Genomic DNA, 12,301 nt, shown 5'->3' with positions numbered 1-12,301 from the left:
AGCTATGCCGGAAAGCGCCGGCGGTAGTGCTCGACCACTTCGGGATTGCGCAGATTGACGGGCAGTTTGCCCTTCATGACGCGCAGGACTTCGCTTGCCGCGCCCGTTCCCATGCGCATCATGCTTTCGTCCGTAAGACCGGCGAGATGCGGAGTGACGATGACATTGTCGAAGCCGAAATATGGATGGTCGAGCGGAAGGGGCTGAGTTGCGAAGACGTCGAGCGCGGCTCCGCCGATGCGGCCCTCGGCCAGCGCCTCGATCAGCGCTACATCATCGATAACCGGGCCGCGCGCGACGTTAACCAGAATGGCATCGGACTTCATGCGGCCGATGCGACGGGCATTGAGCAGGCCCGTCGTCTCCGGCGTCAGCGGACAGCAGAGCACGACGATGTCGGCCATCGCGACGAGGTCGTCGACCGGCAGGAAGCGCGCACCATCCGGTACACCTTCCGGCGACCGGCTCGTGGCGACCACCTCCAGGCCGAAACCGAACTTCGCGATCCGGAAAATCGCCTTGCCGACATTGCCCATGCCGACAATGCCCATGGTGCGGCCGCCGAGGTCCGCCGCCCCGTCCGACTGGCCACGCCCCGCCGCCCAGCCCTTCTGCCGCAGTTCCCGGTCCATCAGGCGGAAGCGCCGAAGCAGGGCCAGCGTCACGAGGAAGACGTGCTCGGCGACCGTCGACGCATTGACAGCCGGCACGTTGGCGACAAGCACGCCGGCGCGGTTCGCCGCATCCATCGGCACCATGTCGAGCCCGGCGCCATGGCGGATCGCAGCACGCAGCGCCGGCGCATCCTCGAAGAAAGCCGGCGGGATCGGCGCGCGCACGACGACGATGCCCGCGCCCAACCCTTCTCGCAGCAACGTTTCGGGATCGGGCGCGGAGGCGACGCGCAGTTCGCCCGCAGCCTTGAGCATCGCCTCGGCAGCAGGATGCAGGGGATGTGTGGACAAGATGAAGCTCATCGGCCCTCCTCGCCGGTTACGCCTATCCGGCGGCCATGGCAGGTCCGCCGATGAGACCCTTCCAATAGCTTTCAGCACCCTGGAGATGCGCGTTCATCAGCGCCTGGGCGAGATTGCCGTCGCGGGCAAGCAGCGCCTCGTAGATGCGGATATGTTCTTCATGCGAGAGCCGGCTGCGGGCGGCATCGCCAAAATAGATCGGCAGGCGCTGCTCCCCCATCATGTAGTAGACGCTGCACACACGATAGAAGACGCTATTCTTGGTGGCTCGGACAATCTCCAGATGGAAATCCCGGTCCTCGCGCGCCAGCCCCTCGCCTGCGGCAAGCTTTGCCTCGGACGCGGCGAGGATGTCGCGGAGGCGCTGGTAGTTCTCTTCTGTCGCCCGCAAGCAGGCGAGTTCCGCAGCCTTGATCTCATGGATCTTGCGGAGTTCCACGGTCTCGTAGATCAGGATCGGATCAAGCGGCACGCCGGCGCGGGCAAAAAGTGCCATGGCCTCTACGCTCGCCTCCGTAGTCGTCAGGTAGATACCCGACTTGGCCCGGCGCTCGACGATGCGCATCGCCTCCAGGATCGCCAGCGCCTCGCGGATCTGGCCGCGGCTGACGCCGAAATGCTCAGCAAGCTCCCGCTCCGAAGGCGTGCGGCCGTTGCCGCTCGAATTTGAGAAAAGATATGCCGCGAGATCGGAGAGGAGGGAATTTTCTTTCATCGTCACAGTCTTTGCGCGTGAGCCTCCAGGACCTTCTGATTGATCGTGAATCCCAGACCGGGTTTATCAGGAATCTCTATCATACCATCCTTTACCGACACGGTTTCCTCGACAAGATCATGGATCATCGGATTGGCGCCGAGCGAATATTCGATGACGAAGCTTGCCGGAGAAGCCGCGCACAAGTGCAGGCCGGAGAAGAAACAAGGCGCTCCGGCCCAAAGATGCGGTGCGAAACGGAGGTTGAAGGCGCTGGCGAGCGAACTGATGCGCATCGCCTCCGTAATGCCACCGCAGAAGGCCGGATCGGGCTGAAATATATCGGCAGCTCGCAGGATGGCAAGATCGCGGAATGCAAAACGTGTCGCCTCGCTCTCGCCCGCAGCGATCGGCACGTTCGCCGCCGCGCGCACCTCCGCCATGCCCGGCTTGTCGTCGGCGATCACCGGTTCCTCGAACCAGGCGAGGTCGCAATCCGTCACCATCTGGATGAAGCGCTTCGCTTCGGCAACCGTATAGGTGCCGTGCGCATCGACCATAAGGTCGACATCGGGGCCAATCGCCTCGCGGGCCGCCCGCACCCGCGACGCCGAGACATGCGGCGCACGGTCCATCGCGCCGACGCGCATCTTGACCGATTTGAAACCGCCGGCGGCGATATAGGACTGGAGCTGTCCGCCGATCCGGTCCGCGCTTTCCCAACCACCCGAAGCATAGGCGGGCAACCTGTCCGCCTTCCGGCCACCCAGCAGTTTCCAGACGGGAACGCCGAGCGATTTGCCGAGAATATCCCACAGCGCTATGTCGACGGCGCTGATGGCTGCGACGGACAGGCCGCGCCGCGCGATCTCAGGCATGGCGTGACCCGAAATCGCCGCCATTTCGTGGCGCATGCCGTTGTAAAGCATCTCCCATATGCTGGAGATGTCGGCAGGGTCACGGCCGATGAGCTTCGGCGCGACCTCATGGTTCAGCATGTGGACCAGCGTGCCATAGGTGCCTGCACTGCCGGCGGCATTCTTCCCCTCTCCCCAGCCGACGATGCCGTCATTCGTTTCGATACGCAGGATCGCAGCATCGAAGGTCGTCAGCCTGCCGAAATCGCTGCGATGTTGGCGGCTCGCCTCTATGGGGATGCTCACCCACCAGGCCTCTACTGTCTTGATGCGCATGTGTCGGATTCCTCGCCCTCACGACCGGCGGGCCGCAGGGCATTGTTCGTTACCTGATCAGCGGCAGGATCGTCTCGGCGGTGATCCGCATCTGATCGTCGTAGAACTTCTCGGTGAGCAGGCTTGAGCCGTGGTCCTGGATGAACTTCAGTTGCTCCGGCGGGATATCGACGGGGTTGCGCTCCACCATGTCGGGGTACTTGGCCGCTGGCGTGCGATCGACCGGAGCGACGAACTCGTTCGTTACTGCGCCGTCGTATCCGATCTCTTTCAGCGTGCCGATGATCTTTGGCCAGTCGAGCTGGCCGAGGCCGGCGGCGAAACGGTTGTTGTCGGCGACATGGAAATCGAACAGGCGCTTTCCGGCAAGCCGGATCGCCCCATACATGTCTTCCTCCTCGATATTCAGGTGAAAAGCATCGAGACAGACCCCGCATTCGGGGCTGACGGCATCGGCGAGCGCCAACGCCTGGGCGGCGCGATTGAAGAAATAGGTCTCGAAACGGTTGAGCGGCTCGACGGCAATGCGCACGCCCTTGTTCCGCGCATGAGCAAAACATTCCTTGGTGGCCCCCACCACCCACGTCCACTCTTCCTCCTCGGTCCCGTCCGGCACCACCTTGCCCACAGTTGCCGGTACAAGGGTGACGATCTCGCCCTCGAGTTCGCTGACCATCGTGATGACGCTCTTGACATAGTCCACTGACCTGGCACGCTGGCCTTCGTCCCTGGCGGCAAGGTTGCGTTCGCCGAGTGTCAGCGTGACGGCGCCCCAGCAGCGGATGCCGTATTCTTTCAGCAGTGCGCGCGTCTCCTTGACGTCGTATTGTGCCGGCTCGCCGGATATCTCGATGCTTTCGTAACCATATTTCTTGATCCGCCTCAGCGTGAGGGCGAGCGGTTCCGCCCGCATCCAGTTGTGTGTCGAAAGATGCATGAAGTCCTCCCAGGCTGTTTACAGCTTGCTCGAGCACCGACGACAGTAATGGTCGCCTTCTCGTCAGCCAACACGCCGCCTTTGAGCGATCTGGTGTGGCCAATTCTCGTTATTTGAAAGCTCTAGCGTAATTTTTCACCCTATGCAAGATGGAGTCGAAGCGGCGATTTCTATTATTATGTCAATGCTTAATGCTAATTCTCTTGCTTTTGCGTGGGTTTTGCGGGTGATCGAACCAGCGAATTGGCTTGACCAGATTCTCATATTTGGTATTACCAGATCATGGAAAACCGTTAGGTGCTATAAGCGACGCACAAGGCCTGTAGGCCAAAAGGAGGACACGTGAAGATCGGTATGTGCATGTTCCTCTGGACGACTAGCGTCGGCCGGAAGCATGAAGGGCTTTTGCGCGACATCAAGGACACGGGGTTTGACGGCGTCGAGATCCCGGTCTTTTCGGGCACGCCAGACAACTACCGCCGGCTGGGGGATCTGCTGGAGCGGATTGGCTTGGAACGAACTGCCGTTTCCGCCATGGGCGACCCCTCGATGAACCTGATTGCCCCCGACTCCGCCACCCGTAAACGCGGCATCGACTACATGAAATGGGCAATCGACTGCAGCGATGCGCTCGGCGCCCCAATGCTGAGCGGGCCGTTGCATTCAACGCTCGGCCAATTTTCCGGAAGCGGGCCGACAGCGGCGGAACTCAAGCGCTCGATCTCCTCGCAACTAGCGATCGGCGATCACGCAGCAAAGCGCGGCGTCACGATCGGGCTCGAGGCATTGAACCGCTTTGAATGTTACCTCTTCAACACGATGGACGCCCTTGCGGCCCATGTCGACGCGGTCGGGCATCCGAACATCCGCGCTATGTACGACACCTTCCACAGCAATATCGAGGAGGCCGATCCGATCGACGCCTTCATGCGAAACAGCGGCCGCATCGTCCACGTCCACATTTCGGAGAACGATCGCGGCGTACCGGGGCGCGGCAACATTCCCTGGGCGGAGACGTTCCGGGCACTGCGCGCGAGTGGCTACGACGGTTGGCTGACGATCGAGGCCTTCGGCCGTGCGCTCAAGGACCTTGCCGCGGCGACGAAGGTCTGGCGCGACTTTTCCGAGACGCCGGAAGCGGTCTACCGCGAGGGCCACCGCCATATTCGCAATGGATGGGACGCGGCGGCGTGAACGCAAACGCTGCCCATCGATGTCTGAATTTCGATCCGAGAATCGGCTTCCCGACCGTGTCACCCAATGCCATAGAAAACTTATGCAATCAACTCTGTATGCTTAACTGTGTTTCAAGATCAATCGCGAGATAGGGCAGAAATGGTCGGTCGATCGCCTGCGTAGGTCGGTCAAACGGCTGGTGCGCGAGGGACTCGCTAATCCAGGATTGATTGTCCCCGCGCCTCGGCGCATGCCGCAAGATCGATTGATGTCGCTGATCACCGGAATTGCCAACGCCAAACCGGACCTGACGTTCCGTGATATTGCAAGCCAGCTTGAGGCGATGCACGAGCGCACACCGCGCGCATCCCATCGATGTCGGCCGGATTTATCGCATCGATGGAGGCCCGCTCAAAGGCCACTGGCGCTGGGTTTTTCTGCTTGGCCATTCGCAATTCCGCCAAGGTACAATGAGTGGTGACCAGGCATCGAAGCAACGGGCCGCAAACCAGATACAGAAGATATACGAGCGCGATCTCGAAACACCGGGTTGCGATGGTGGAGTCAAAGCCGGATACCGCTAAAAAAGCTGTCAACCCAGGACCGGGCGATTTGACATATTGGCGCTCTTCGATCCATTGAGGTTATGTTCCGTTAGTGGGTAGAGGATGGAAGGATGCGCATCGAACTGTGCTCAAACGGTGGAAACAGATGAACACACAACACCTCTTCTTCCTCGCGCTTGTCATGGGATTTGCGCTGTTGGCTGCACTTGCTTTTTGTTCGACCGAAGAGGCGCCTCCCAGTCTGGCTCCCACCACTCCGCTGCAGCAGCCAGGACCTGGCGGATAACCAGCCCACTGGACCCACCAACTGCGGATGCGCACCATTTTGCGTTCAGCGCCGCCATCAGCATAGGCCCGACGGAAAACTCCCCCTGCCCGCGTCTTTTCGGTCAAAGCCCGCAGGTAACCGCCCGCGGAATTGATGTGTTGGGCTCGCTGCAGGATGCAGGCGATGATGACGGCAGTGTTCTCCTGACCAAAAACATCGAGCGCATCCTCATAGGCCGAGGGGGAAATACCGAGATAGCCCCTCACCTGCGCCGTTGTGGTCGTCAGATCCCGCCAATTGTTAATCCCGCTTGCCGCATAGTCCGTAATTTCCGGACAAGCCGATGCGCCAAAAATCCGGTTTCCATTCGTCTCAGCCCGGATGTGCTCGATCATTATCGCTCAAGCGGCCGTGGCTGGCAGGGCCGCATCGACGAGGCATTGCGCAAGTCCATACAACTCTAAATGAGGCGCCGGACGCTGCGACAAGCCGGAAAAAGCGCGCCTGACCCCGCGCGTCTTGACTCCACGCGGCATTTCCTGTTTAAGCCGCATATCAATCCGCGACGAGTTTTGAAACTCCGAGCAGCCGACCGGGGCCCCACAAGGGTCTAGACGATCCCGGAGGTCAACACCCGACAGCGCGATGCGCCCTCGGGTGTCATTTTGCTTTGAGCTCTTTGCCCTGGCGTGGTTGGTACTTATCTTTTGGGGAACGGGTCCCTGAAAGGATAAAGGAAAACTGGATGTTCGAGAGCTTACAGGAACGACTTGGTTCGATTTTGAACGGCCTCACAGGCCGTGGCGCGCTGTCGGATGCCGATGTCGCGGCGGCCTTGCGCGAAGTGCGCCGGGCGCTGATCGAAGCTGACGTCGCGCTCGATGTCGTCCGTTCGTTTACCGACAAGGTTCGTGCCAAGGCCGTTGGCGCTGATATCGTCAAGAGCATCAAGCCCGGCCAGATGGTCGTCAAGATCGTCCATGACGAGCTGGTCGACATGCTCGGCGCCGAGGGCGTCACCATAGATCTGAATGCGCCGGCGCCGGTCGTCATCATGATGGTTGGTCTGCAGGGTTCCGGTAAAACCACCACCACCGGCAAGATCGGCAAGCGCCTGACCGAGCGGTCGAGGAAGAAGGTGCTGCTCGCCTCTCTCGATACGCGCCGCCCGGCCGCACAGGAACAGTTGCGCCAGCTCGGTGTGCAGACCGGCGTCGACACGCTGCCAATCATTGCCGGCCAGACACCCGTCGAGATCGCAGCGCGTGCCGTTCAGGCGGCCAAGCTCGGCGGCCATGATGTCGTCATTCTCGATACGGCGGGCCGCACCCATATCGATGAGCCATTGATGATCGAAATGGCCGACATCAAGAAAAAGGCCAACCCGCATGAAATCCTGCTGGTCGCCGATGCGCTGACCGGGCAGGACGCCGTCAATCTTGCGCGATCCTTCGATGAGCGCGTCGGCATCACCGGTCTCGTTCTTACCCGTATGGATGGCGACGGCCGCGGCGGTGCAGCCCTTTCCATGCGCGCCGTCACAGGCAAGCCGATCAAGCTGATCGCCACCGGCGAAAAGATGGATGCGCTGGAAGAGTTCTACCCGCGGCGCATCGCCGATCGCATTCTCGGCATGGGCGACATTGTTTCGCTGGTCGAAAAGGCAGCCGAAAACATTGATGCGGAAAAAGCCGCGGCGATGGCCAAGAAGATGCAGTCCGGCAAGTTCGATCTTAACGATCTGGCTGACCAGATCGGACAGATGCAGAAGATGGGCGGCATGGGCGGCATCATGGGCATGATGCCCGGCATGGGCAAGATGAAGGATCAGATGGCTGCGGCCGGTCTCGACGATTCGATCTTCAAGCGCCAGCTCGCTATTATCTCTTCGATGACCAAGGCCGAGCGTGGCAATCCCGATCTGCTCAAGCATTCGCGCAAGCAGCGTATCGCCAAGGGTTCCGGCACCAATGCCGCCGAGATCAACAAGCTTCTCAAGATGCATCGCCAGATGGCGGACATGATGAAGGCGATGGGCGGCAAGGGCAAAGGCGGCATGATGAAACAGATGATGGGCGGCCTCGGCGCGAAAATGGGTCTTGGAGGCCTTGGCGGCATGGGCGGCATGCCCGACCTGTCCAAGATGGACCCGAAGCAGCTTGAAGCCTTGCAGAAGCAGGCGGAAGCCGCTGGTTTTGGCAAGGGCGGCGGCTTGCCTGGCGGGCTCGGTGGTCTTCCGGGCGGGTTCGGTGGCCTGGGCGGCGGCATGCCGCGCCTGCCCGGCCTTGGTGGTGGTCTTCCAGGGCTGCCGAAAAAGAAAGGGTGAATATGTCGTCCTCCTCTCTCCCCAAAGAACTGCTCCAGCTGCGCGCTTCCATCGACAATATCGATGCAGCGTTGATCCACATGCTCGCCGAACGTTTCCGCTGCACCAAGGCAGTGGGCGTTTTGAAGGCGAAGAATGGCCTCGCACCCGCTGACCCGGGGCGTGAAAAACTACAGGTCGAACGTCTGCGCTCTTTGGCGCTGGATTCAGATCTGGACCCCGATTTTGCCGAGAAGTTCCTGAACTTCATCGTCAAGGAAGTGATCAGGCATCACGAAACAACAGCCGCCAAGGAAAATGGCGCTTAACCCAACTACCAAGGAGAATACCAATGTCACTGAAAATCCGTCTGGCCCGCGCAGGGTCGAAGAAGCGCCCTTACTACCACGTCGTCATTGCTGACGTGCGTTCGCCGCGCGATGGCCGTTTCATCGAAAACGTCGGTTCATGGAATCCGATGCTTCCCAAGGATGGCGACCGCGTCAAGCTCGATGCCGACCGCATCAATTACTGGATCGGTCACGGCGCACAGCCAACGGACCGCGTTCTGCGCTTCCTCGATCAGGCCGGTATCGCCAAGCGCGACACCCGCAGCAATCCTGAAAAGGCATTGCCGGGCAAGAAGGCACAGGAACGCGTTGCCATGGCCAAGCAGGCTGAAGAAGATGCAAAGGCCAAGGTCATTGCTGATGCGGAAGCTGCTGCCGCCGCCGCTGAGGCTGAAAAGGCTGCCGCTGCAGAAGCAGCTGCTGCCCCTGCCGAAGAAGCTCCGGCTGAAGAAACTGCAAGCTGATCATCAGCTTCTGCTGTTGACGACGAAAACGGGTGGTTTTTGCCGCCCGTTTTTTTGTTTTGAACAAACTTCACAGAACTGCAAAAAAACTGAAACGTTCTCCGCGCAAAGAAGACTCAGCCAGCCAATTGAATCGGCGCATAATCCTCCCCCAAGGCCCTTTTGCGGTTTTGGGGTCATGCGTCAGCCAGCCCGGAGAGAACACCATGAGCAGATCGGCTTCGTTCACGCGCCGCAACTTCCTCGCTTCATCGGGAGCCGTTGCACTGACCGCAGCGTCAGGTCTTGCCCTCCCCTCCTATTCACGCGCCAATGCGCGACCCGTTTTTACCCATGGCGTGCAGTCGGGTGACGTCGACACGACAACGGGCATGATCTGGACGCGAACCGACAGGCCAGCGCGGGTCAATATCGAAGTTTCCACGACGGAGAGCTTTGCCAACGCCTATTCGTTGCCGCCGCTCGATGCCTTCCCGGACAGTGACCTTGCGGTCAAGCAATTGCTCACCGATCTCGTCTCGGATCAGGATATTTTCTATCGCCTGACTGCAGTTGATCTCAGCGACCTCAATGCTGTCTCGGAACCGATTATAGGCCATTTCAAAACTGCCCCGACGGCAAAGCGCAATGTCCGTTTTGCCTGGTCGGGCGATACGGTGGGCCAAGGCTGGGGTATCGACGAGATTGGCATGAAAACCTATGCGACGATTGCCAGCCACACCCCCGATTTCTTCCTGCACTCGGGCGATACGATCTATGCAGACGGCCCTCTCGTCGAGGAAACCAAGCTGAAGGACGGCACCATTTGGAAGAACCGCATCATCACCGATGAGAAGCGCAAGGTAGCCGAAACGCTGGACGAATATCGCGGCCAGTGGAAATACAACATGCTCGACGATCACGTCCGTGCCCTGAATGCGATCTGCCCGACTTTCCTCCAGTGGGACGACCACGAAGTGCTCAACAACTGGTCTTCCTCCAAGGATCTGACCGCCGACGATCGCTACACCGAAAAATCCATCGCGCTCCTGTCGGCCCGTGCCGGGCGTGCCTTTCACGAAATGACCCCCATCCGCTACACGCCTGCTGAACCCGGACGCGTTTACCGCAAGATTGCATATGGTCCGCTCCTCGATGTTTTCTTTCTCGACCTGCGCTCCTATCGCGGTCCGAATGGTCCGGATGTGGAAGACACGATCACGCCGGAATCGTCCATTCTTGGCGCGAACCAGGTGCGCTGGCTGAAGCGTGAATTGCTCAATTCCAAGGCCACATGGAAGGTCATCGCTGCGGACATGCCGCTGGGTCTGGTGGTGTGGGATAATGCCAAGGAGAAGAAGGGGGCGGAGGCCGTCGCCAATGGCGACAACGGCCCGGCGAAGGGCCGGGAGCTCGAGATTGCCGATCTGCTGCGCTTCATCAAATCTGCCGGTATCCGCAATACCGTCTGGTTCACGGCAGATGTGCACTACACGGCAGCGCATTATTACAATCCGGACAAGGCGCAGTTCCAGGACTTCGAGCCGTTCTGGGAGTTCGTCTCGGGCCCCATTCATGCCGGCACTTTCGGTCCCAACGATCTCGATCAGACCTTCGGGCCGGAATTGAAGTTCATCAAGGCGCCAACGCCCGAGCAGGGACAGAACCTGCCGCCCTCGGCCGGGCTGCAATTCTTCGGTCTCGTCGATATCGATGCGGCAAGCGAACAGATGACGGTGAGGCTGATGGACCGCGACGATGCCGAACTCTACAAGGTGACGCTCGATCCTGTTCGTTCGATCTGATGCCAGTTTGCATCTGACTTCAGCCTGATGAGGCAGCTGGTGTGAGTTTCGAGACCCGGAGCGCAGTGGACATTTGGTCCATGAGCACCGGAAGCGCAGAAAATTGCATCAGATGCCCATCAGGGTGAAGTCAACCCGCCCCAGGCCGCCATGGCAGCATCCGCGGTCTTCTTCAATTGCTCAAATGTGGCGCCGTCACGCGCGGTGATCGACATGCCATGTTGCACGGTCGCGTAGAACTCCGCCACCTGCTGGATATCGACAGTCTTGGAGAGTTCGCCTTCGCGCACGGCGCGCTCCAGCCGTTGGCGCAACTGGGTCACGTTGCCGAGGCGGCGCTCTTTCAGCAGCGATGACGGCGTACCCGGACCCTCATCGCCGTGCAACGCGCCCATCACCACCATGCAGCCATGCGGCTGGCCTGGGTCGGTATGAGAGATCGCTGTCTGCATGAGAAAATCGGCGACCCCCTCCTTTGCAGTCGCCGCCGTCGGCAATGAATGTTTGATGCGCTGGCCGATCTTGTTCGTATAGAGCTCGACAGCCTCCTGGAACAACTCCGCCTTGCTGCCAAACGCAGCGTAGAGACTGGGCGCATTGATGTGCATCGCTTGCGTCAGATCCGCCAGGGACGCACTGTCATAGCCCTTCTGCCAGAAAACCCGCATGGCGCAGTCAAGCGCTGCATCGCGGTCGAATGCACGCGGACGACCCTTCGGAGACATCACGAATTTCCTTTCTGTAACGACTAATACATAAATCACTTGACGCCGCTACGCAATAGTGACATTGCAATACGTATCGATCATTACAAAAAGGAAACACGATGTCACGTCTTGAAAATAAGATTGCCTTCATCACGGGCGGAAGCCGCGGCATGGGTGCCGCGATTGCACTGAAATTGGCAGAGGATGGTGCAGATATCGCCATTACCTATACGAGCGCCGCTGCCAAGGCAGAAGAGACCGTCAAGACAATCGAGAAGCTGGGCCGTCGCGCCATCGCCATTAAGGCGGATAATCTTGATGCAGCCGCCATCGAGGCCGCAGTCAACGAGACGCACGCCAAATTTGGCAGGCTGGATATTCTCGTCAATAATGCCGGCGTCTACTCGATGGATACCGTCGATGCGCTGACGCTCGAGGAGTTCGACCGCGTCATGTCCATCCACGTCCGCGCGAGCTTCGTCGCCGCGAAGGCGGCAGCGGCGCTGATGGGCGCGGGCGGGCGTATCATCAACATCGGCAGCAATCTCGCCGAGATCGTGCCTTTCCCCGGTCTCATCGCCTATTCAACCAGCAAGGCCGCCCTCATAGGTCTGACCAAGGCGCTGGCACGTGATCTTGGCCCGAGGGAAATCACAGCCAACATCGTCCATCCCGGCTCGACCGATACGGACATGAATCCCGCCAATGGTGATCACGCTGATGGCCAGCGTGCCCGTATGGCGATTCCAAAATTTGGAGAGGCGAGCGATATCGCCGGTCTTGTAGCGTTCCTGGCGGGTGACGATGGCCGCTTTATCACGGGCGCATCGCTCACCATCGATGGCGGCGCCAACGCCTGATCTATACTGCGCAAGGGCAA

General features: G+C 60.0%; 12 protein-coding genes and 1 pseudogene. 7 read left to right on the top strand and 6 right to left on the bottom strand.

Translation table 11 applies throughout. From position 1 onward, the window contains the following. Positions 1 to 2: 2 nt before the first annotated feature. Genes N8E88_RS18475 through N8E88_RS18460 form a run of 4 tightly spaced genes read right to left on the bottom strand, consistent with a single transcriptional unit; the run spans position 3 to position 3,801 of the window. The gene (locus N8E88_RS18475) at positions 3 to 977 is read right to left on the bottom strand and encodes an NAD(P)-dependent oxidoreductase (RefSeq protein WP_262294943.1); all 975 of its coding nucleotides are present in this window, start codon (positions 975 to 977) and stop codon (positions 3 to 5) included. Positions 978 to 999: 22 nt separating this feature from the next. Beyond that, positions 1,000 to 1,692 (bottom strand): FadR/GntR family transcriptional regulator, encoded by a 693-nt coding sequence (locus N8E88_RS18470; protein ID WP_262294942.1) that lies wholly within the window; start codon positions 1,690 to 1,692, stop codon positions 1,000 to 1,002. 2 nt (positions 1,693 to 1,694) lie between these two features. Continuing rightward, entirely contained in the window at positions 1,695 to 2,864 is a 1,170-nt protein-coding gene (locus N8E88_RS18465; protein WP_262294941.1) for a mandelate racemase/muconate lactonizing enzyme family protein, read from the bottom strand. A gap of 49 nt (positions 2,865 to 2,913) precedes the next feature. Further along, the gene (locus tag N8E88_RS18460; protein ID WP_262294940.1) at positions 2,914 to 3,801 is read right to left on the bottom strand and encodes a sugar phosphate isomerase/epimerase family protein; all 888 of its coding nucleotides are present in this window, start codon (positions 3,799 to 3,801) and stop codon (positions 2,914 to 2,916) included. A gap of 342 nt (positions 3,802 to 4,143) precedes the next feature. Here N8E88_RS18460 and N8E88_RS18455 point away from each other — a divergent pair, with 342 nt between their 5' ends. Next, positions 4,144 to 4,995: a sugar phosphate isomerase/epimerase family protein gene (locus N8E88_RS18455; protein ID WP_262294939.1), complete on the top strand. Its 852-nt coding sequence runs from the start codon at positions 4,144 to 4,146 to the stop codon at positions 4,993 to 4,995. 871 nt (positions 4,996 to 5,866) lie between these two features. On the opposite strand, the pseudogene repC reads toward N8E88_RS18455, so the two are convergent. After that, positions 5,867 to 6,152: pseudogene (gene repC / locus N8E88_RS18450) on the bottom strand (replication initiation protein RepC); the annotation flags it as partial. On the opposite strand from repC, the gene N8E88_RS31870 reads away from it, so the two are divergent. The 5 genes from N8E88_RS31870 to N8E88_RS18425 all read left to right on the top strand — a co-directional run bounded on the left by N8E88_RS31870 (position 6,036) and on the right by N8E88_RS18425 (position 10,714). Beyond that, positions 6,036 to 6,275 carry a BrnA antitoxin family protein gene (locus N8E88_RS31870; RefSeq protein WP_410010686.1) on the top strand — a complete coding sequence of 80 codons (240 nt, stop codon included), beginning with the start codon at positions 6,036 to 6,038 and terminating at the stop codon, positions 6,273 to 6,275. The pseudogene repC and the gene N8E88_RS31870 sit on opposite strands and share 117 nt — an antisense overlap. 281 nt (positions 6,276 to 6,556) lie before the next feature. Next, a complete protein-coding gene (gene ffh, locus N8E88_RS18440; protein WP_262294938.1) occupies positions 6,557 to 8,137 on the top strand; it encodes a signal recognition particle protein in 1,581 nt (526 codons plus the stop codon). A 2-nt stretch (positions 8,138 to 8,139) separates the two neighbouring features. Beyond that, positions 8,140 to 8,445, top strand: a complete 306-nt coding sequence (locus N8E88_RS18435) for a chorismate mutase (protein ID WP_112525166.1) — start codon at positions 8,140 to 8,142, stop codon at positions 8,443 to 8,445. A 23-nt stretch (positions 8,446 to 8,468) separates the two neighbouring features. Next, positions 8,469 to 8,930: a 30S ribosomal protein S16 gene (gene rpsP / locus N8E88_RS18430; protein ID WP_262294937.1), complete on the top strand. Its 462-nt coding sequence runs from the start codon at positions 8,469 to 8,471 to the stop codon at positions 8,928 to 8,930. A gap of 206 nt (positions 8,931 to 9,136) precedes the next feature. Then, positions 9,137 to 10,714: an alkaline phosphatase D family protein gene (locus N8E88_RS18425; protein ID WP_262294936.1), complete on the top strand. Its 1,578-nt coding sequence runs from the start codon at positions 9,137 to 9,139 to the stop codon at positions 10,712 to 10,714. Positions 10,715 to 10,833: 119 nt separating this feature from the next. Here the strand turns inward: N8E88_RS18425 and N8E88_RS18420 are convergent, their stop codons facing one another. Then, complete coding sequence (locus N8E88_RS18420) at positions 10,834 to 11,439, bottom strand: TetR/AcrR family transcriptional regulator (RefSeq protein ID WP_262294935.1); 606 nt, start codon at positions 11,437 to 11,439, stop codon at positions 10,834 to 10,836. Positions 11,440 to 11,540: 101 nt separating this feature from the next. On the opposite strand from N8E88_RS18420, the gene N8E88_RS18415 reads away from it, so the two are divergent. Continuing rightward, positions 11,541 to 12,281, top strand: a complete 741-nt coding sequence (locus N8E88_RS18415) for an SDR family oxidoreductase (protein ID WP_262294934.1) — start codon at positions 11,541 to 11,543, stop codon at positions 12,279 to 12,281. Positions 12,282 to 12,301 lie beyond the last annotated feature (20 nt).

Origin of the sequence: Phyllobacterium zundukense, from assembly GCF_025452195.1 — a bacterium.
GTDB lineage: Bacteria > Pseudomonadota > Alphaproteobacteria > Rhizobiales > Rhizobiaceae > Phyllobacterium > Phyllobacterium zundukense_A.
The sequence above is the reverse complement of the archived record's forward strand: the minus strand, read 5'-3'. Positions and strand labels throughout refer to the sequence as shown.